At 71.4% G+C, this 20,127-nt stretch carries 18 protein-coding genes; 6 read left to right on the forward strand and 12 right to left on the reverse strand.

Annotation, left to right across the window (positions count from 1 at the left end):
• Positions 1-63: 63 nt before the first annotated feature.
• From OHA03_RS07965 to OHA03_RS08015, 11 genes are all read right to left on the reverse strand, one after another.
• A complete protein-coding gene (locus tag OHA03_RS07965; protein WP_267002130.1) occupies positions 64-918 on the reverse strand; it encodes a spherulation-specific family 4 protein in 855 nt (284 codons plus the stop codon).
• Positions 906-1,871, reverse strand: coding sequence for an NAD-dependent epimerase/dehydratase family protein (locus OHA03_RS07970; protein ID WP_267002132.1), 966 nt, complete (start codon positions 1,869-1,871; stop codon positions 906-908). The genes OHA03_RS07965 and OHA03_RS07970 overlap by 13 nt, the downstream gene beginning before the upstream one ends.
• A gap of 145 nt (positions 1,872-2,016) precedes the next feature.
• Positions 2,017-3,153: a hypothetical protein gene (locus tag OHA03_RS07975; RefSeq protein ID WP_267007972.1), complete on the reverse strand. Its 1,137-nt coding sequence runs from the start codon at positions 3,151-3,153 to the stop codon at positions 2,017-2,019.
• A 658-nt stretch (positions 3,154-3,811) separates the two neighbouring features.
• Positions 3,812-5,593, reverse strand: coding sequence for a DUF3492 domain-containing protein (locus OHA03_RS07980; protein WP_267007973.1), 1,782 nt, complete (start codon positions 5,591-5,593; stop codon positions 3,812-3,814).
• Between the two features lie 190 nt (positions 5,594-5,783).
• On the reverse strand, positions 5,784-7,478 hold the full coding sequence (locus OHA03_RS07990; protein WP_323181173.1) for an ABC transporter ATP-binding protein: 1,695 nt from the start codon (positions 7,476-7,478) through the stop codon (positions 5,784-5,786).
• A complete protein-coding gene (locus OHA03_RS07995; protein ID WP_030969654.1) occupies positions 7,475-8,464 on the reverse strand; it encodes an ABC transporter permease in 990 nt (329 codons plus the stop codon). Before OHA03_RS07995 ends, OHA03_RS07990 begins: the two co-directional genes overlap by 4 nt.
• Positions 8,461-9,444: an ABC transporter permease gene (locus OHA03_RS08000; protein WP_267002135.1), complete on the reverse strand. Its 984-nt coding sequence runs from the start codon at positions 9,442-9,444 to the stop codon at positions 8,461-8,463. The genes OHA03_RS07995 and OHA03_RS08000 overlap by 4 nt, the downstream gene beginning before the upstream one ends.
• A 2-nt stretch (positions 9,445-9,446) precedes the next feature.
• Positions 9,447-11,171, reverse strand: coding sequence for an ABC transporter substrate-binding protein (locus OHA03_RS08005; protein WP_267002137.1), 1,725 nt, complete (start codon positions 11,169-11,171; stop codon positions 9,447-9,449).
• A 226-nt stretch (positions 11,172-11,397) separates the two neighbouring features.
• Complete coding sequence (locus OHA03_RS47795; protein ID WP_323181174.1) at positions 11,398-11,493, reverse strand: Ms4533A family Cys-rich leader peptide; 96 nt, start codon at positions 11,491-11,493, stop codon at positions 11,398-11,400.
• Between the two features lie 167 nt (positions 11,494-11,660).
• Positions 11,661-13,061: a DUF3152 domain-containing protein gene (locus OHA03_RS08010; protein WP_267002139.1), complete on the reverse strand. Its 1,401-nt coding sequence runs from the start codon at positions 13,059-13,061 to the stop codon at positions 11,661-11,663.
• An 8-nt stretch (positions 13,062-13,069) separates the two neighbouring features.
• Positions 13,070-14,035: an alpha/beta fold hydrolase gene (locus OHA03_RS08015; RefSeq protein ID WP_267002141.1), complete on the reverse strand. Its 966-nt coding sequence runs from the start codon at positions 14,033-14,035 to the stop codon at positions 13,070-13,072.
• A 110-nt stretch (positions 14,036-14,145) separates the two neighbouring features.
• Here OHA03_RS08015 and OHA03_RS08020 point away from each other — a divergent pair, with 110 nt between their 5' ends.
• The 4 genes from OHA03_RS08020 to OHA03_RS08035 all read left to right on the forward strand — a co-directional run bounded on the left by OHA03_RS08020 (position 14,146) and on the right by OHA03_RS08035 (position 16,023).
• The gene (locus OHA03_RS08020) at positions 14,146-14,361 is read left to right on the forward strand and encodes a hypothetical protein (protein WP_267002143.1); all 216 of its coding nucleotides are present in this window, start codon (positions 14,146-14,148) and stop codon (positions 14,359-14,361) included.
• Positions 14,362-14,529: 168 nt separating this feature from the next.
• Positions 14,530-15,171: a TetR/AcrR family transcriptional regulator gene (locus OHA03_RS08025; RefSeq protein WP_030915445.1), complete on the forward strand. Its 642-nt coding sequence runs from the start codon at positions 14,530-14,532 to the stop codon at positions 15,169-15,171.
• A gap of 124 nt (positions 15,172-15,295) precedes the next feature.
• A complete protein-coding gene (locus OHA03_RS08030; protein ID WP_030915442.1) occupies positions 15,296-15,523 on the forward strand; it encodes a DUF3107 domain-containing protein in 228 nt (75 codons plus the stop codon).
• 230 nt (positions 15,524-15,753) lie between these two features.
• Positions 15,754-16,023, forward strand: coding sequence for a hypothetical protein (locus OHA03_RS08035; protein WP_267002147.1), 270 nt, complete (start codon positions 15,754-15,756; stop codon positions 16,021-16,023).
• 58 nt (positions 16,024-16,081) lie between these two features.
• Here OHA03_RS08035 and OHA03_RS08040 read toward each other — a convergent pair whose 3' ends face one another.
• Positions 16,082-16,816, reverse strand: a complete 735-nt coding sequence (locus OHA03_RS08040; RefSeq protein ID WP_030915437.1) for a ferritin-like fold-containing protein — start codon at positions 16,814-16,816, stop codon at positions 16,082-16,084.
• A 474-nt stretch (positions 16,817-17,290) separates the two neighbouring features.
• Here OHA03_RS08040 and OHA03_RS08045 point away from each other — a divergent pair, with 474 nt between their 5' ends.
• Both OHA03_RS08045 and OHA03_RS08050 read left to right on the forward strand, forming a co-directional pair.
• Positions 17,291-19,138, forward strand: a complete 1,848-nt coding sequence (locus OHA03_RS08045) for a DEAD/DEAH box helicase (protein ID WP_267002151.1) — start codon at positions 17,291-17,293, stop codon at positions 19,136-19,138.
• A 140-nt stretch (positions 19,139-19,278) separates the two neighbouring features.
• Positions 19,279-20,127, forward strand: a complete 849-nt coding sequence (locus tag OHA03_RS08050) for an alpha/beta fold hydrolase (RefSeq protein ID WP_267002153.1) — start codon at positions 19,279-19,281, stop codon at positions 20,125-20,127.

The raw sequence follows: 20,127 nt of genomic DNA on the forward strand, positions 1-20,127 counted from the left end.
GGTCGGTTTCTACGTACTTCATCTACGTACGGTTGTTCACCCGCAACACTGCCACGCCCCTCCTCATTCCGAGATACCAGGTCCGATCCGCGAGACGATTTCGTCCCAGTACCCGGGCAGCGCCGCGAATGGGTCGGTTTGTCCACCATGGTCGGTGCGGATCGTGCGGTCGGTGAAGAAGATCGTCCCGGCCCCCTGCCAGCGGGCGATCCGCATGGCTTCGTCGAGGTGGGTACGCGGGACGCCGTGCACGAAGTGCGCAAAGCGTTCCGGTGGGTAGTCCGCGGTCCACTCCGCCACCTGTGACCAGCGGTAGTCGGTCCACGCCCCGGAGAAGGTGACCAGCTGGTCGGCCGTCTCGGCATAGCCGGGATACGGGTGGGTCCCGTGCCCCAGCACCAGCAGACCGCTCCCGGCCGCTTCGTCCCCTCCGTCCTTGCTGTCCCCGCTCTCCTCCAGGAGCGCGGCGAGTGTGCTGGTGATCCGGCGGACCGCCGGAAGGTCGGCGCGCTCGGCCGGACACCGGTCGAGGTAGAAGCCGTCGACGCGGTACCAGTCGAGAAAGGACTGCGCGTCGGCGATCAGCTCGCCGAACGGCCGGTTGCCGAAGGTCAGGTCGAGATGGCCCAGCAGCAGGCCGCCGCCCGCCCGGACGGCGTCCTGCGCAGCCCCGTCGTGCACGGCCCGTTCGCGGGCGTTGCGGAGCCGGCCCGCGGCCTCCAGACAGTGCGGGTCGGGCCGGGCGCCGGGGCCGCTGTCGATGTTGAGGACCGCCCAGTGCAGCGGAGTGCCGGAGCGGGTCAGCTCGGCCCATTCGGTGGGCGCGAGCAGCGGGTGCGCGTACCCCGGGACGCCGAAGCCGAGTTGCTCGGTGCCACTGGTCCGGCGGGCGGTACCGGCGCTGGTCAGATGCGGCATGCCGCCTCCATCCAGATGTCGGCGAGGGACTCCTCCAGATTGATCCGGGGGCGCCAGCCGAGCCGGTCGCGGGCGGTGCGGACGTCCGCCTGCTGCCAGGCCCCGCATCCGTCCGGGTACGGGGACGGGGTCGCCGAGAGGTGTTCGATGACGGACTCGGCGGAGGTGCGGGGGGCGCCGATGGGGAGCCGGGCGGGGGGTGTGTCGAGCTCGTGCAGGGCACCCGGGTATCCCGCGACCTTGGCGAGCACGGCGGCCGCGTCGCGCAGCCGCACGGCCCGGCCGGTACCGATGTTGACGACGCCCTGCGCGGCGGAGAGCGAGGCGGCGTGCACGGCGCGGGCGACATCCCGTACGTCGACGAAGTCGCGCTGCACTCCGAGGCCGCTGAGTTTCAGCTCGCCGTCGCCCGACTGCATGGCACGGCGCATCGCCTCGGCGAGCCGGCCCAGCGGTGAGCCGGCCGGGGTGCCGGGGCCGACCGGCGAGAAGACCCGCAGCACGACCGCGTCGAGGCCGGAGCCCAGGACGAGTTCGGTGGCGGCGAGCTTGGAGACGCCGTACGGGCCGCCGGGGCGCGGCACGGCGTCCTCCGCGGTCGACGATCCGGGCTGCGAGGGCCCGTACTCCGAGGAGCAGCCCACTTGGACGAGACGGGCGCTGCAGCCGCTGCGGCGCATCGCCTCGCAGACGGTGGCGACGGCGACGGTGTTGTGTCGGATCAGATCGCGGGCGCCGCCGCGGGTGGCGCCGGCGCAGTTGACGACGACCCCGGGGTGGACGGCGTCCAGGAAGCGGGTGAGTGCTCCTGGACTGCCACCGGCCAGGTCGAACCGTACGTCGGCGTCGTCGCCGCGGCCGAGCGCGGTCAGGTGCACGGCGGGGTCGGCGAGCAGCCGGTCGGCCACGAACCGGCCGAGGAATCCATTGGCTCCGAGCAGCAGAACCCTCATCGTGTGCCCCCTTCGCGCCGACGGCGGGCTGCCGGTGCGGGGGATTGGGGGGTCATGTCCGGTGTCTCCTTGGGGAGGTTGCGAGCGTTACGGAACAGGCACCCGCGGCGTCGGCTCCGCGGGGTTCGTGCGGGGTCGTGCGGGGTTATGCGCGGGTGTGGGCGGAGGCCCTGGAGAGAGCGACGGCGGCGTGGATCAGCAGCCCGAGCGCGGCTGCGCCGCAGGCGATGGCGGGTACGGCTCCGGTGCCGGCCGCCACGACGACGGTGTCGACGGGCCGGGCGACGAAGTGCAGGCCGGGCAGCCGCCCGGCCAGGACCAGTGCGGGCGCGACCGCTTCGACGGCGCAGGCTGCGGCGAGTCCGGTGGTGGCGGGCTCGGGGAAGCCATGGACGGTCAGCAGCCGGGCCAGCAGGAGCAGGACGCCGAGGGCGGCGGCCCCGACCGGGACGCCGCGACCTCCGTATCCGAGGTCGGCGAGGTAGAGCAGCCCGGTGAGGACGCACAGGAAGAACGCGACGGTCCCGAAGAGCAGGGGCCGCACACCTGCTGCGAACTCCTCCAGTGCGCGGCTGCCGGCGAGTTTGCGCTGTGCGTGTACGGAGAAGAGGTGCGCGCACCAGGCGGCCGGGGCGACGGCGAGCGCGAGCCCCAGGAGGGGTGCGGGGGTGATCGCCCAGGGTCCTTCGGGGCCGCCGCTGAGAACCTGGTCGAGCAGGGCGTCGCCGTACAGGACATACCCGAGAAGCCAGTACCCGTAGACCGGGGCGGCAGCCGAGGAGCGTCCTTCGGCGGCGTGCAGGGGACCGCTCCGCAGGCACAGACCGAGGCCGAGGAGCGCGACCAGCGCCCCGACAAGGGCCACGGTGAGCCGCGCCCCGCCGCCGAGCACCCCGTCGGTGAGTTTCAGGACGACGGCGGTCGCGGTGCAGGCGGCGCCGGGCAGCAGCGCGCGGAGCGACCAGGCGGCGCGCGTCTCGATGTCACGCATCGGCGCGGGCGCCGTCGCGCGACCGGACTCGCCCGCGACGGTGGGAACCCTCGCGTAGAGCTCCTCGGCGAGCGAGAAGACGTCGCGGTGCCGGTAGCGGGCGGCGGTGCGGTCGGTGACCCCGTGGGCTTCGAGTCCGGCGGCGATCTCCAGGGGATCGACGGCGCGTTCGCAGAGATCGCGGTGCCGGTGCATGAGCGTCTTCACGGGGTCGATGGGCCCACGCCGGGCGGCGGTGGGCTTGCGCGCGGAGACGGCGGGGGTGTGTGCGATCTCGGGGGCGCGGGCGATGGGGGCGGCGTCGGCCGTGGCCTTGACTTCGGCCTCGGCCGCTTCCGGCCCGGACTCCGGCTCTTCGGTGGGGAGGCGGTCCGGGGCGACGGTCGCCTTCCGCGGGCGGGCGGGGTCGGTGGGCGGGGGTGGGTGGGGGGCCGGGGTCCGATCCAGGTCCGGGGCCGCATGCGGGTCTGCGGCCGGAGCCGGCTCCACGGTCTCCGCGGTCGGAGGGCGGTCCGCTTCCGGACCGCCGACCGCGTCCGGCGCCTCGGACGTGGCCGGGTCCACCTCCGGGGCGTGCGGCCCTTCGCCCCGGTCGGGACTCCCGTCCCGACCCATGAAGTGTCCCATGAACGACGCCGGCCGCCCCTTCCCGAAAAGGCCTGGCACCACCGGCGTGCGCCCCTTCCCGGTGAGGCCCGGCACCGCCGGTGCCCATCCCGGCCCGGATGCGGGCAGGCCCCAAGCCGGTGCGGAGATCTCCGCAACCCGCGTCTCGGAGACCAGGGCCTCCGAGCGGGAGTCCCAGCTCGCGTCGGGCATCGGTGTGCCCGAGGCATCAGGTGCCTCGGTCGGGCGGCCGCCCATGGGGGTTCCTCCGTGTTCTTCGCCATGTCCGTGGGACCGGCCGACGGGTGCACCCGGCCGGCCCGCCCTCGTGTCCGTCTCCTGCTCACACATGGCCGTCCCCCGTTCTCCGCGCGCCCGCGCACACGCCCTCGGCGGCCCAGCTCGGGGTGTGCCCGGCCGTGGGCGGGACGGGGGCCGTCCAGCTGCCCAGCACATGGGCCTCCGGCGGGGTCGCGAACGGGCGAGGAGCGCCGTCCGTGTTCAGCGCACGCGCGTCCCTGCGCACCGGGGAGTGCGAGATCAGCTCCAGGTAAATGCCGCGAAATGCCGCGAGGTTCTGTTCGACGGTGAAGAGTTCGAGCGCGCGGGCGCGGGCGGCCGCGCCGAGGCGTGCGCGGCGCTCGGGGTCACGCAGCAGCGCGATGCATGCGTCGGCGAGCGCCCGGGGGTTGCGCGGCGGCACCACCAGTCCCGTACCGCCGATGACTTCGACGACGGCGCCGACGTCCGTCGACACCGTGGCACGTCCGCAGAACATCGCCTCGACCAGGCTGATCGGGAAGCCTTCGACGACGCTGGAGAGGACCACGATCCCGCCCGCCGCATACGCCTCCGCCAGGTCGGGCAGTTCGGCGTCGCCGATGTCCTCGAAGGAGACCGGGTTGTCACCGATGGCGTGCGCGTCGGCGGCCTCATCGGGGAAGAGCTGGGCGGCGAGCGCCCGGCACTGGGCGAGGTACGTGGTGCCTTCCGCGCACGGCGCCGGTGCGCCGATGATGCGCAGCCGCGCGTCGGGTTCGGCCCTACGCACCTCGACGAACGCGTGCAGCAGCGCGATCAGGTCCTTGGAGGGTTCGATCCTGCCGACCCAGACCAGCGTGTCGGGTCCGCCGTCGTCGCCGCTCTCCCCGAGCGCGGCGAAGCGGGCCGCCTCCATGCCGGGGTAGACGGTGCGCAGCTTGGCCCGGTCGGCGCCGCACCGCTCCTGCCAGCGGCGGGCGTGCGTATTGCCCGGGGTGATGAGCGCGGCCTGCCGGTACACCTCGGTGGCGAGCCGTCCGAGGAAGTTGGCGAGCAGGGCGCGTACCGGCGCACTCAGCGGCGTGCCGGTCGCGGCGAGGTAGTGCGCCCGCAGCTGCACACCGTGCTCGGTGACCAGCAGCGGCACCCCGAAGAAGCGTTTGGCCAACAGCCCCGGCAGAGCTGCGGCTCCGCCGGACGTGGCGTGGCAGAGGTCGACCGCGCCGAGGCTCTCCTCGTCGTACCAGTCGAGGGAGAGCGGACGCAGGACGCGGTCCAGCTCCGCGGCGAAGGCGAGGAGGTCAGGGACGGTCGCGGTCTGGACGGTGCGGCCGGTGCCGGGGGCGCGGCAGGCGGCTTCGAGTACGCGGACAGCGGTTTCGGAGCGGAGCGCCGCGGGAAGTCCGCCGTGTTCGCGGGCCAGTTCGGCGAGTCCGTACAGCCCGTCCGTGAACTGCGCGTCGGCGGTGTCGGAGCCACCCGTCCGACGTACGCCGTCCTCTTCGTCGCGTGTCACGTCCGCCGTACAGATGGATGTCGCGAGCGCCGTGAAGTGCGCCGTGAAGCGGCGCCGTTCGCGGCGTCCGTACGACCGCCCGCCCCCGCCGGTCACCAGCCGGGCGATCAGCCCCTTGGGGACATGGCTGCCCAGGATGTCCTCGTCGGCCATCCACAGCGGCGCCGTCCGCACCCGGCTGACCTGGGGCGGGAGCTGTACCCAGCCCTGCGCCTCCTGCTCGGCGGAGCGGCTGAGCGCATAGAGATCGAACTCGTGCGTCAGTCCGCGCACCAGACGGTCGCACCAGAGTCTGGACTCACCGGTCGCATACGGATAACCACCGTCGGTGAGGAGTCCGATCCGCACGAGCACACCCCCGATCTCCCTTGTGGACGGCCGCCGCTTGATTGGCGACTCGCAGCGGGACGACCGTAAGCGGATACGCCGGTGGCGCGACGGACGGTTGTCCATCGCGCCACCGAAAGGGGTGAACCGTCGTAACTTTCCTGCCCCGGTAGCGTTCCGTCGCGCTATGAGGGTGATCGGTTACGCAGGGTCAGGCTGCGGCCAGCTCCTTGCGGGCTGCGCGACGCACTGCCGCGAGCGCCGGATCGAGGGCGGGCACGGCGGCCAGCAGCTGCTTGGTGTACGGATCCTGGGGCGCCCCGTACACCTCGTCGACACTCCCCTGCTCGACGATCCGGCCCTGCCGCATCACCGCGACCCGGTCGCTGACCTGCCGCACGACCGCGAGGTCATGGGCGATGAAGACCAGTCCGAGGCCGAGTTCGCGCTGGAGCTCGGCCAGGAGTGCGGTGACCTGTGCCTGGGTGGTGACGTCGAGCGCGGAGACCGGTTCGTCGCAGACGATCAGCTTGGGGTCGGCGGCTAGCGCGCGGGCGATGCCGACGCGCTGGCGCTGGCCGCCGCTGAACTCGTGCGGGTAGCGGTCGTACCGGTCGGGGTCGAGGCCGACGCGTTCCAGCAGTTCCTGGACGCGCGCCCGGACACGGGCGTCGTCGAGTGCGCCCGCCGCGCGCAGCGGATCGGCGACGGATTCACCGATCGAGCGGCGCGGGTTGAGCGAGGCGACGGGGTCCTGGAAGACCATCTGGAGCTCGCGCCGGTGCGGGCGCAGCGCCTTGTCCGACAGCGATCCGATCTCCGTACCCCGGTAGTGGAGCCGGCCCGCGGTCGGGTCGAGGAGGCGTACGAGCATCCGGCCGAGCGTCGTCTTGCCGCTGCCGCTCTCGCCGACGATGCCGAGTGTCTCGCCGGGGTGGACGGTGAGCGATACACCGTCCACGGCGGTCACCCGGCTGCGGCCCCGTCCGAATTCGCGTCGCAGATCGATGGCTTCGAGCAGCGGCTCGCCCACCTGCGCAGCGCGGGACACGGCGGCGTCGAGCCTCGGCTCGCCCGCGCCCGCGACACGACCGGCCGGAACGAGCTCCGGCTCCGGGCGCTTCGCGTCCACCCGCGGTACGGCGGCCAGCAGCTCGCGCGTGTACGGCTGCCGGGGCGCGCCGAGCACCTCGGCGACCGGCCCGCGCTCCACCTCGCGGCCCGACTGCATGACCAGCACCTCGTCGACGCTCTCCGCCGCGACGCCCACATCGTGGGTGACCAGCAGGAGCCCCATGCCGGTCTCCCGGCGCAGGGTGTGCAGCAGGTCCAGGATCTGGGCCTGGACGGTGACGTCCAGCGCGGTCGTCGGCTCGTCGGCGATCAGCAGCTGCGGCTCGCAGGCCAGCGCCATCGCGATCAGCGCACGCTGCCGCATCCCGCCGGAGAACTCGTGCGGCCGGGACCGTGACCGCCGCGCCGCGTCGGGGATCCCGACCCGGTCGAGCACGTCGACGGCCCGCGCCCGCGCCGCCCGCCCGGAGGCGCGCGTGTGGACCCGGTACACCTCGGCGATCTGGTCACCGACCGCGTAGTACGGGTCCAGCGAGGACAGCGGGTCCTGGAAGACCATCGCGGCCTTCGCCCCGCGCAGCGCCCGCAGCTCCGCGTCGTCCGCCGCCTGTACGTCCACGCCGGCAACCCGGATCGAGCCGCCGACCGTGGCGCCTGTCCCCCGGTGGAGCCCGAGCAGGGCGTACGCCGACGCGCTCTTGCCGGAGCCGGACTCGCCGACGACGCCGAGCGCCGCGCCCTCCTCCAGCGTGAAGGAAAGGCCGTCCACGGCCCGTACACCATCCGCGCCGTCGAAGGAGATGGTCAGATCGGAGACCTCGACCAGACTCATGCCAGCACCACCCGACGGTCGGCCATCGCCTGCAGGATGTCCGCGACGGCATTGGCAAGGACGACGAAGAAGCCGGTGACGAGCACCAGGCCGACGACGACCGGCAGGTCGACGTTCTTCACGGCGTCGACGAGTTCGCGTCCGACGCCGGGGATGTTGAAGAGCGACTCGGTGAGGACGGCGCCGCCGAACATCGAGCCGATGTCGAGTGCGCCGAGCGCGATCACGGGGCCGAGCGCGCCGCGCAGGGCGTGCCGCCCGACGAGCTTCCGCTCGCTCACCCCGTACGCCCGGAAGGTGCGCACATGGTCCTCGGCGAGGGTCTCCAGCATCGACGCCCGGGTCATCCGGGCGTACGGAGCGGCGGAGACCAGGGCCAGTGAGACCCAGGGCAGCAGCAGGTTCCAGGCCCACTGTTCCGGGTTCTCGGTGAGCGGTACGTAGTCGGGGAACGGCAGCAGCTGCAGCGCCGAGCAGAAGACGATGATCAGCAGCAGACCGACGACGAAGACGGGCGTGGCCATGCCGGCCAGGGTCAGTCCGGTGAGGAGCCGCTCGGTCGCGCGGCCGCGCCGCCACACCGAGAGCAGCCCGGTGCCGACGCCGAGCACGATCCACAGCACGAAGGCGCCGATGGCGAGCGAGGCGGTGGCCGGGAGCTTGGTCAGGATCATCTGGGTGACCTGCTCGTCGTTCTGGTAGGAGCGTCCGAGGCAGGGTGCCTGGCAGTGCAGGATTCCGGTGCCGGTCGAGTAGTCGCGGCCGGCGAAGATCCCCTGGAGGAAGTGCGCGTACTGCAGGTACAGCGGGTCGCCGAGCCGCAGTTGGTCGCTGACCTGTGCCACCTGGGCGGGCGAGCAGCGCGGACCGCAGGCGATCTGCGCGACGTTGCCCGGGGCGACGTAGAAGGCGGCGTAGACGACGACGCTGAGGGCGAGGAGCACGAAGAGCGCCCCGCCGATGCGCCGCAGCAGGAACCGGCTCATGCTCCGGCCTCCTTCTTGCGTCCGGTGCCGATCCGCAGCCGGGAGGCGATGCGCGGGTCCAGTGCGTTGCGTACGCCCTCACCGAGGACGGTCAGCGCCAGCACGGTGATGAAGATCAGCAGGGCGGGGATCAGCAGATAGGTGGGCGCCGCCTGGTACCAGGTGTCGGCGTCGCTGAGCATCTGTCCCCAGGACGGCGTGGGCGGTTTGATGCCGACGCCGAGGAAGGACAGCGCCGCTTCGACGACGATGTTGCCGGGGAAGAGCAGCACGGCGTAGGTGATGACGGGTGCGCCGAGCGCGGGCAGCAGTTCGCGCCGGGCGATCCGCCAGCCGCCCCAGCCGCTGAGCCGGGCGGCCGCCACATGGTCGAGCGACTTCAGCGCGAGGGTCTGGGCGCGCACGATCTTGGAGATACCGGACCAGCCGACCAGTCCGACGATCGCGGCGATCAGCACCGGACGCGGGAAGTCGGCGGGGACGACGGCGAGCGCGCCGAGCGCGATCACCATCACGGGCAGGGCGACGACGATGTCGGTGACGCGGCTGAGCGCCTGGTCGACGAAGCGGTTGCCGAGTCCGGCGGCGAGCCCGACGACCACGCCGATGATCACTTGGAGCAGGGTCGCGGCCAGCGCCACGCCGAGCGAGACCCGGGCCCCGTACACGACACGGGCGAAGAGATCGCGGCCGGTGAGCGGTTCGACGCCGAGCCAGTGGTCGGCACTGATCCCGCCGAACGAGCCCAGCGGTACACCGCCGGTCGCGGAGTCGACGAGGTTCGCGTGGTAGGTGGTGGGGTCCTGGCCCTCGATCCCCGCCAGCAGCGGGGCGGCGAGCGCGACCAGGACCAGGAGGGCGACGATCACGGCCGCCACGGCGGCGGAGCGCCGTGCGCGCAGCCGCCGCCAGAACGAGGAGGCCCCGGAGGCGGGGGCCGACACGGCACCCGCCTCCTTGACCAGTAGAGCTTCGGCCATGGTTACTTGACCGCGACCTGCGAGATGTCGAGTACACCGGTCCAGTCGCTGATGACGACGTTCTTGACGGACTCGCCGTACAGGCGCTTGTAGACGGGGTGGAACAGCGGCACGGTCACCGCCTGCTCACCGATCTTCTTGTCGAGTGCGCCCCAGCGCTTCGCGGCCGCGCTCAGGTCGGTCAGCTTGTTGATCTCGTCGATCTCCTTGTTGACGGAGGAGTCGTCGAGCTGGGAGGCGTTGAAGTTGTAGCCGTTCTTGACGATCTGGCGTCCGTCGAAGATCGGTGCGAGGAACGGACCGCCGGACGGCCAGTCGGCGCCCCAGCCGGTGAGGAAGAAGCCGGGCTCGCTCTTCACGTTGTAGATCTTGTCCGAGTACGCGTTGGACTCCAGGCCCTGGAGCTTGACCGTGATCCCGGCCTTCTTCAGCGCCTCCTGGATCGCGGTGGCGATCTCCGGGCTGGTCGCGAAGTTCTTCTCGTTGGAGTGCGTGAGGGTGATGGTCAGGCCCTTGGCGTAACCGGCCTCCTTCAGCAGCTCCTTGGCCTTGGCCGCGTTGCCCGTCTTGCCGGCCGGGAAGGCGTCGTACGCGTTGTAGCCGAAGGACGCCTGCTCCGGCAGGAAGGTGGTGGCGGGCTCGGCGAGCGAGGAGCCACCGGCCGCGTTGACGACCGAGGTGCGGTCGACGGCGTACGAGATCGCCTGGCGCACCTTCGGGTTGTCGAACGGCTTCACCTTCGGGTTGAAGGCGATGTAGTTCGTGTAGCCGAAGTGGCCGGTGCCGACACGGGCGGCGAGCTTCTTGTCGCCGGTGACCTTGGCGAGCTCGGCCGGGCCGAGGTTGGTGTCGGTGGTGACTGCGGCAGCGTCGGCGCCGCGGGAGGCGGAGAGCCGCTGGTTGATGACGGCCGAGTCGAGCCCCGAGCGCACGTCGATCCGGTCCGGGTACGCCTTGCGCTCCTCGTCGGTCGCGGCCGACCAGAACTTGTTGCGCTCCAGGACGAGGCGCTCGCCGTCGCCCTCGTTCTTGACGACCTTGTACGGACCCGAGGAGATGGGGTGGTTCTCGTACTTCGTGCCGGTGTCCTTGGCCTTCGGTACGGGGGTCGTCTGGGTCTGCGTCGCCAGGTAGGGGAACTCGCCCTCCGGCTTGTTGAGGTGGAAGACGATCGTCTTCGCGTCGGGGGTCTCGATCGAGGCGAGGCCCTTCTTGTCCTTGTACGGACCCTGGTAGTCGGCGCCGCCGATCAGCCAGTCGCGCAGGTAGGGCGCACCGCCGGAGAGTTCGGCAGCGAAGGAGCGCTCGATGCCGTACTTGATGTCCGCGCTCGTGATCGCGGTGCCGTCCTCGTACTTCAGGCCGTCCTTGAGCGTGTACGTCCAGACGGTGGCGTTCTTGCTGGGCGTGCCCAGGTCGGTCGCCAGGTCGGGGACCACCTTCGCGCCGGCCGCGCCGGCCTCCCGGTTGCGGGTGGTCAGCGTACGGAAGACCAGGGACGGGACGTTGCCGCCGCCGGAGGTGTAGAGCCGCGCGGGGTCGAAGTCCTCCTGCGCGGCTCTGTTGAGGACGGTGAGGGTACCGCCCTTGGCGGGCTTGCCCGCTGCGCCGGAGCTGCTGTCGCTGCCCTTGCTGTCCTGGGGCCCGCACGCGGCGGCGCCCGAACCCACGACGAGAACCACGACGGCCGCTGCCACGCGGCGCGATATGACGGACGGTTGACGCATCGGAAGATGACCTCTCGGAGTGCTGCTTGCGGTGAAGAGCGGATGGTGGGTCCGGGCAGGCGGCAGCGAGGGTGGGGGACAACCGGTCGGAAGGTGAAAAGGGGACCGGGGTACCGAAACTGCCGCGCCTGCGGACGTGAGAACGCCGGGGCGCGGCAGTCGGGAAGGGCCGTTCGGACCGAGACCAGGGCTCGGAGAAAGGGGCCGACGCGCGCTCAGGCAGGCGTCAGCAACAGTGAATGTCGGCGACGCTGTGCCCGGTCACGCCGATGAGCGCCAGCACAATGGCGGCGCATTCGGAGGTGACAGGGCTGCGTGACATGCCGAGAAATATGCGGGACCACATCGGCGATGTCAACGCGGAACGAGACACCGGTCTCAGATACTGGACAGCATTTCGGACGGTCGCCCTCCCGGCCCGGGCGCGGGCCCCACCAGGGGGCGATCAAGGGGCCGCCGGGCAAAACCGGACCGACGCCCCGCTCCGGCTCAACCAGCCGGGTATACCCAGGGGTTGGGGCGGCACTTGATCCCATCGATGTCCAGGGATTTGGTCTGCTGCTGCATCACCGGGGCCGGTGCACCCGGCGTGCGGCACGTCACATGGTCGTGCCCCAGCCGGTGGCCGACTTCATGGTTGATCAGCATCTGGCGGTAGGCGAAGAGCTTCCCGGGCCCGAACGTCGACGACCCCTGCGCCCAGCGATAGGCGTTGATCATCACGCGCTCGGTCGCCGCGGAATCGCACGAGACATTGTCCTCGGTCGTATCGAGACCTGACTTCTTGCACCAGTCGCCGGTGGTCCCCGGGCTGGCGAGAGTGATCACGAAGTCGGGGTCGCCCGAGGAGATCCGCTCAAAAGTCATGGCGCCGTCGTGCGCCCAACTCCGGTCGTCATTAAGGGTTTTCTGGACGGCCTCGGCAAAAAGTCCGGCATCGAGACCGAGACCTTTCTCGACATCGATCCGATAGCGGTACTTATGTCCCCGGCCCGGAGCTTTCGCCCCGCCCGGGACCACCTCGAAATGCCCGGAGCCCTGGAGGTCCGGGGCGAGCGGATAGCCCTTGGCCATCTTCTGCTCGTACGAAAGGGCCTTGACCGCGGCCGGTGCGGGCGTCGGCCGGTCTTCCGAGCGGGAGGAGATGTCGCGGCCACCGTCCCGGTCCACGCCCGTAGGCGCGGAGGCACCGGCCCGCGCACTGCCGTCATGGGCGACCTGCCCCGCGACGACGACCGCGAGCACGGTGGTCACCGCGGCGGCCGCAATGCCGGTGAAGGCACGGCCCTTGGTGCCCTTGCCGTCCTTGGTGTCCGGAGCGGTGCCCGGCGCCACATCCCTGCCCCCGCCGGGGGACCGCTCGTCCCACTCGACGACCGAGCCGAACGGATCGGCCGGCGGGGTCGGTGGGGCGGACGGGGAACGCGGTGCGGGCGGCGTGAGCGATGCGGGTGGCACGTCGAACGCGTCGACGAACTCCCGTCGCGGCCCCGGTATCAGCGGCTGCTTGCCGACCGCCTGCTGCTGGGACACCGGCTGACGGCGCTGCGGCACCGGCGTCCGCTGAACCATCGGCTGCTGCTGGGAGACCGGCCGAGATGCCCCCGGCCGTGGCCCCTGGCCACCGGCATCGGTCCGAGCCGGGACTTGCCAGTCGCCGTACCGCTGCCGCGTTCCGGCTCCCCAGCCACCACCCGGTTCACGCAGTTCGGGATGACCGCCGCGCACCTGCGGGACTCCCTGGAACGGGGTGTGCCCGTCGTCGGCCGCCCTCCTGCGCCGTCCGTTGCCGGGCTCCGGCCGCGGCCCCTCACGACCGCCGCCCGTCTTCGCGGCGGCATCACTCTCGGGTCCCTTGGGTGGAGGGCCCTTTCGGCTATGTCGTCCCACGCCCCGGATCAGCTCCCGCCGCGTTCGTCGAGCAATTCCCGGAACGCCTGGGCGACCGCCTCCGGGTACTCCATCATCGCCACATGCCCGGCATCGGGCAGTGTCAGCAGCCGCGAATCGCGGAAGGCCGCGGACGCCCTGCGTGCCATCCGGTACGAGACGAGCTGGTCCCGTCCGCCGTACACGAGCTGAGTCGGGGCGAGCACACGCTCGGCCTGGCGCCACAGCCCGTGCTGCCCGCCCAGCGTGTAGGCATCGACAATGCCACGTGCCGAGCGCGTCATCGCGTCCCAGAAGTACGGCAGCTCCAGCCGTCGCTCCATTTCGGCCACCGCATCGCGGAAGCCCTCCTCGGAGACACGTGCCGGATCGCCGTAACAGAGTGCCATGACTCCGCGGGTGCGTTCTTCCGCGGTCCAGTCCCTGCTGAGCCGGGAGAACAGGGATGCGATACCCGGAACGGCGAGCAGTGCGGTCGGGACGGCGGGCCACTGCACCCGGATCTCGGGCAGTGCGGGCGAGACCAGGGTGAGCGTGCGCACCAGGTCCGGACGGACGGCCGCGACCCGGGTGGCCACTGCACCACCGAGTGAATTGCCGAAGAGATGAACGGGCCCGCGCTCCTCCGCGTCGAGGAGCCGGATCACCGCGCGGGCGTGCCCGGTGACCGAGTAGTTGCCGTCGTCCGGCGGCGGGGAGTCCCCGAAGCCGGGCAGGTCGACCGCCTCGCCGTCCACCACGTCCTGGAGCAACGGCATCAGCGCCGACCAGTTCTGCGAGGAGCCGCCGAGTCCGTGCACATAGAGCGCGGGCGGCAGTCCGGACCGCTCCGGCGGGCGGGTGCGGACGTTCAGCATCAGCCCCGGCAGCGCAACGGAGCGCAGCTTCTCCCCCTCGGCGACCTGGACGGGGCTCACCGTGGGGGCCACCGCGGCAGCAGCGGCGCGGGCTCCCGGCAGCTCGGTCGAAGACATGCGGCAATGTTACGAGACGATCACACCGTGGTTCGTGTGTTCGCCGTCACAGATCGCATAGCGCCGCGAAGAGGGAACTCCTACGCTCGAAGCTAAGGAAGGGAGTCACCATGACGGTCGACCCCAGTGACCCGGAGACCTTCGAGGACATTCAGCCGGACGAACCGGACCAGGAGACGCCCGAGGCAGATGCCGTCGAGCAGCACGCCGACCTCCAGCAGAAGAGCGACGATCCGCTGACGGACATCGACCGGGCCACCGCAAATGAGGCAGATGCGGCCGACCAGCACCGCGTCGTAGCACAGGACGAGGACGACTACCGCTGATACGTCCCGTTTTGCCGTGTGGTTCGAAGAATCTGTGGCTACCGCAGCGGTCCGGTCCGTGAAATTCTGCGTCCGCGCCGCGCGCACCCGGGTTACTCAAAAGTACGATGGCCGAACGGCGCAGCGCGTACGCAACGGCTGCGTTCGATCACAATTTTGGGAGGCGGCGTGACAGCCATCGAGCAGACAGAGGCGGCGCGCCCGCGGGGCACTCGCCTGCCTCGCCGCGCCCGACGCAACCAGCTGCTGGGCGCCGCGCAGGAGGTCTTCGTCGCGCAGGGCTACCACTCCGCCGCGATGGACGACATCGCGGAGCGGGCCGGTGTCAGCAAGCCGGTGCTCTACCAGCACTTCCCGGGCAAGCTGGAGCTCTATCTGGCACTGCTCGACCAGCACTGCGAGTCGCTGCTGCAGGCGGTCCGCACGGCACTGGCGTCGACGACGGACAACAAGCTGCGCGTCGCCGCGACGATGGACGCCTACTTCGCGTACGTCGAGGACGAGGGTGGCGCCTTCCGACTGGTCTTCGAGTCGGACCTGACGAACGAGCCGGCGGTACGCGAGCGGGTCGACCGGGTCTCACTGCAGTGCGCCGAGGCGATCTCCGACGTCATCGCGGGTGACACGGGGCTGTCCAAGGACGAGTCGATGCTGCTCGCGGTGGGTCTGGGCGGTGTCTCCCAGGTGGTCGCCCGGTACTGGCTGTCCAGCCAGTCGGCGATCCCGCGCGACACGGCGGTGCAGCTTCTTACCTCGCTGGCCTGGCGCGGCATCGCCGGGTTCCCGCTGCACGGCATCGATCAGCACTGACCGTCCAACCTTGTTCGCTGCGGGCGTGGCCCGCCGACCCCTGACAGCTCCCCTCACCGGGCTAATGTGTGGTTGGTACGGCGCGGCTCACGCGCAGAGGACTGACCGTCGGAGGGACATAGCCGTGGAGGTCAAGATCGGCGTGCAGCACGCACCCCGGGAGATCGTTCTGGAGAGCGGGCTTTCCGCCGAGGAGGTCGAGAGCGCGGTCGCCGAGGCTCTCACCGGCAAGGCGCAGCTGCTCAGCCTCACGGACGACAAGGGCCGCAAGGTCCTGGTGCCGGCCGACCGGGTCGCCTACGTGGAGATCGGCGAGCCGAGCACGCGGCGGGTCGGGTTCGGCGCACTGTAGGAGCACGCTCGACGCAAGGCAGTGAGAAGCGGCCCGGCGGGGATCCCCGCCGGGCCGCTTCGTCGTTTCCCGCTGCTCACGGCCACTGGCGCCTGTGCGACACCTGTGCGAAAAATGTCGCAGGAGGGTTGCGTTCCAAGGCCCACGGGTAGGACCGCCTACGACCGATTTGCCCCCACAGCTCCACGAGCAGGGGATATCCCCCTCCGCAACCCGCGAGGTGAACGTCTGTGATCTGGGAATCCCTCGGTTCCGTCGTGCTCGGACTCGCCCTCTCCTGGGCGGCGCTCCGTTCGCTGTCGGGTCGGCTCCCGTCCCGCCGCACCGTCTTTGCCACCGGCGCCCTGGGGGCCCTGTTCGGCGCGTATCTGACGCACTCGGCGCTCGGGCCGGGCCATGTCCTGGCCACCCTGATCGGCGCGGTGCTGATCGGGGCGGTGACGCTCTCCCTGCTGCTCCGTCCGGGCAGCCGCCGCCTGAGCCGATCAGCCGCGGCCTGACCTCGTACGAGGCCGGCCCCGGATCGGCGGGCCGGTCCGGGGCCGGCAGCGGCCGGGGTCAGGCCGCCAGTCCGAGCGCGGCCATCCGCTTGGTGTGCGCCTCGGTGATCCGCGAGAACATCCGGCCGACCTCGGCCAGGTCGAATCCGTCGGCCACCCCGCCGACCAGCATCGTCGACAGCGCGTCGCGGTCGGCGACCACCCGCTGGGCCTGTGAGAGCGCCTCGCCCATCAGCCGGCGGGCCCACAGGGCGAGCCGGCCACCGACGCGCGGGTCGGCCTCGATCGCGGCGCGCACCTTCTCGACGGCGAAGTTGCCGTGGCCCGTGTCGTCGAGCACAGCGAGGACGAGCGAGCGGGTGTCCGAGTCGAGGCGGGCGGCGACCTCGCGGTAGAAGTCACTGGCGATCGAGTCGCCGACATACGCCTTGACCAGGCCCTCGAGCCAGTCCGACGGGGCGGTCTGACGGTGGAAGTCGTCGAGCGCCTTCGCGAAAGGCTCCATCGCGGCGGTCGGCTCCGTGTCGATCGCCGTCAGCCGGTCCGTCAACCGCTCGAAGTGATGGAATTCGGCGGACGCCATCTTTGCCAGCTCCGCCTTGTCGGCCAGCGTCGGCGCGAGTTTGGCATCCTCGGCGAGCCGCTCGAAGGCCGCCAGCTCTCCGTATGCGAGCGCCCCCAGCAGATCCACGACCGCGGCGCGGTACTGCGGCTCCGCCGATGCGGTGGCCCAGTCCTGGGCGGCGATTCCGGTGGGTGCGGGGGCTTCAGTGGCGTTGTCAGGCGTCTCCATGAACCGCAGAATAGCCCGCCCGACACGGGGTGGAAGGGCCTGGTCAGCCACCGACATCACACCGTTCCGATGAATTCGCCCAACACACATGCGCGAATCCGGGGTACAGTGATATTGCGCCGAGAGAGCATTTTGTATGTGCCGGTGGCGCGAAATGAATGAGGATGCCCGGTCGGTGGCCCGATCGGCTCCGACCCGACAGCCCTCCACGCGGGGCGTACGACACGTACGACCGCAGATGAGGGGCCCCCTCAGCGGCACGAGCGCTCGAGCGACGGCAGTGGTCCCGCGCCACCCGGCCCATCCACGGCCGGATGACCAACCCCGGCACGGTACGACCCCCAGCGTTCGCCTCGGACCGCGTCTCACAGAAGAGGCAGCACCCTGACTACGTTCCGAGACCTCGGGATTCTTCCCGAGACGGCCGAGGCCCTTGAGGCCGTCGGCATTGTGTCCCCGTTCCCCATCCAGGAGATGACGCTCCCCGTCGCACTCTCCGGCTCCGACGTGATCGGACAGGCCAAGACCGGTACCGGCAAGACGCTCGGTTTCGGTCTTCCGCTGCTGGAGCGCGTCACCGTCCCCGCGGACGTCGAGGCCGGCCGGGCACAGCCCGAGCAGCTGACCGAGGCGCCGCAGGCGCTGGTCGTCGTCCCCACCCGTGAGCTCTGCCAGCAGGTCACCAACGACCTGCTGACGGCCGGCAAGGTGCGTAACGTCCGCGTTCTCGCCATCTACGGCGGCCGTGCGTACGAACCCCAGGTCGAAGCCCTGAAGAAGGGCGTCGATGTGATTGTCGGCACCCCGGGGCGACTGCTCGACCTCGCGGGACAGCGCAAGCTCGACCTGTCGCACGTGCGCTCGCTCGTTCTCGACGAGGCCGACGAGATGCTCGACCTGGGCTTCCTGCCCGACGTCGAGAAGATCATCACGATGCTTCCGCCCAAGCGCCAGACCATGCTGTTCTCGGCGACCATGCCGGGTGCGGTCATCGGCCTCGCGCGGCGTTACATGTCGCAGCCGACGCACATCCGTGCCACCTCGCCCGACGATGAGGGCGCGACCGTCGCGAACACCTCGCAGCACGTCTTCCGGGCCCACTCGATGGACAAGCCCGAAATGGTCTCGCGCATCCTGCAGGCCAACGGCCGCGGACTCGCGATGATCTTCTGCCGTACGAAGCGGACGGCCGCCGACATCGCCGAGCAGCTGGAGAAGCGCGGTTTCGCGTCCGGCGCGGTCCATGGCGACCTCGGCCAGGGCGCCCGTGAGCAGGCGCTGCGCGCGTTCCGCAACGGCAAGGTGGACGTACTCGTCTGCACCGACGTCGCGGCCCGCGGTATCGACGTCGAAGGCGTCACGCACGTCATCAACTACCAGTCGCCGGAGGACGAGAAGACGTACCTCCACCGCATCGGCCGGACCGGCCGTGCCGGTGCCAAGGGCATCGCCGTCACGCTGGTCGACTGGGACGACATCCCGCGCTGGCAGCTGATCAACAAGGCGCTGGACCTGAAGTTCCCCGACCCGGTCGAGACGTACTCCACGTCGCCGCACCTCTTCGAGGAGCTCGACATCCCGGCCGGCACCAAGGGTGTGCTGCCGCGCACCGAGCGGACCCGTGCGGGTCTTCGGGCCGAGGAGATCGAGGACCTGGGTGAGACGGGCGGCCGTGGCCGCAAGTCGTCCGTCGCGTCCTCGGCGCCTGCCGCATCCGAGGAGCGGGCACCGCGTACGCCGCGTCAGCGTCGTCGCACCCGGGGCGGGTCCACGCTCGCGGACGGCGCCGCCGCCGTGGTGCCGGCGCCGGCCTCCGAGGCCTCGGAGGCCGTGTCGGTTGCTGACGCGCCGGCCGAGCCGCGTACGCCGCGTCGCCGTCGTCGTACCCGTGTCGGGGCTCCGGATGTCGCAGCCGAGGCCGCGGTGGCCGTGGCGCAGGCTCCGGCCGCCGTCGTCGAGGCACCCGTGACGGTCGAGGCGGAGCCGGTGGCCGAGGCCAAGCCGCGTCGTCGCCGGGCCCGCGTCGTCGCCAAGCCGGTGGACGAGGTCGACTTCCAGACCGCGCCGATCGCCGAACCGGTGCCGGAGAGCAAGGCGGTGACCAAGCCGCGTCGTCGCGCCCGGGTCGTCGCCAAGCCGGTGGACGAGGTCGACTTCCAGATCGCGCCGATCGCCGAACCGGTGCCGGAGAGCAAGCCGCGCCGACGGACGCGGGCTGCGGCCAAGCCGAAGGCGGAGACCGCGGTGGAGGCTCCGGTCGCCGAGGGCGAGGCGAAGCCGCGTCGTCGCCGGGCGCGGACGGCTGCTGCCACCGAGAGCTGATCGCACCAGGTCGGTTGATCCGGGGCTCCGCCCCGGACGCTTGAACTGCCGGACGGGCTTGAGGGCAACCTCAAGCCCGTCCGGCGTTTGAGGACACCCGATTCAGCCCGTCCGGCGTTCGAGGACTTAGCCTCTTTCCCATGAGTCGGCCGCACACCTTCACCCCGCCCCCCTGCGCCCGCGTCCACCCGCTGCGCACCGCGCGCGGGGACTTTGCCGTGCTGGAAGCCCTGCCGCCCGCCGAACCGCGCGGCACCGCCCTTCTGTTGCCCGGTTACATGGGCAGCAAGGAGGACTTCATCGCGCTCCTCGAACCGCTCTCCGCCGCCGGGTACCGCATCGTCGCCGTCGATGGGCGCGGACAGTACGAGACCGAGGGGACGGACCGTCAGGAGGATTACGCCCAGGGCGAATTGGCTCGTGACGTACTCGCTCAGACCGCCGCGCTCGACGCCGGCGGTGACGGTGCCGTACACCTGCTCGGGCATTCGCTCGGCGGCCAGATCGCCCGCGCGGCCGTGCTGCTCGACGCCTCGCTGTTCCGTTCGCTGACGCTGATGTCCTCCGGCCCCGCCCAGGTCACCGAGGCCCAGCAGCTCAAGGTGAAGATGCTCGGCGACGCGCTCGCGACGCTGAGCATGGCCGAGGTGTGGGAAGCGATGCAGGCCCTCGACCCGCCGGAGGACGCGGCCACGGACGGCGAGGGCCTGCGCCGGCGCTGGCTGCGGCACCAAACCGCCCAGCTGATCGCCACCGGCCGGCAGCTGGTGGCCGAGCCGGACCGGGTGGCCGAACTCGCCGCCGTGCCGCTGCCCGTCCATGTGCTGTCCGGCGAGCGCGACGACACCTGGCCGGTCCCCCTGCTCGACACGATGGCGCAGCGTCTCAGCGCACACCGCACCCGGATCGCGGGCGCCGAACACTCCCCCAACACGGACCGCCCGGAGCAGACCGCCGCCGCGCTCGTCTCCTTCTGGGACCGCGTGTAG

The organism is Streptomyces sp. NBC_00154, assembly GCF_026342835.1.
Classification (GTDB): Bacteria; Actinomycetota; Actinomycetes; order Streptomycetales; family Streptomycetaceae; genus Streptomyces.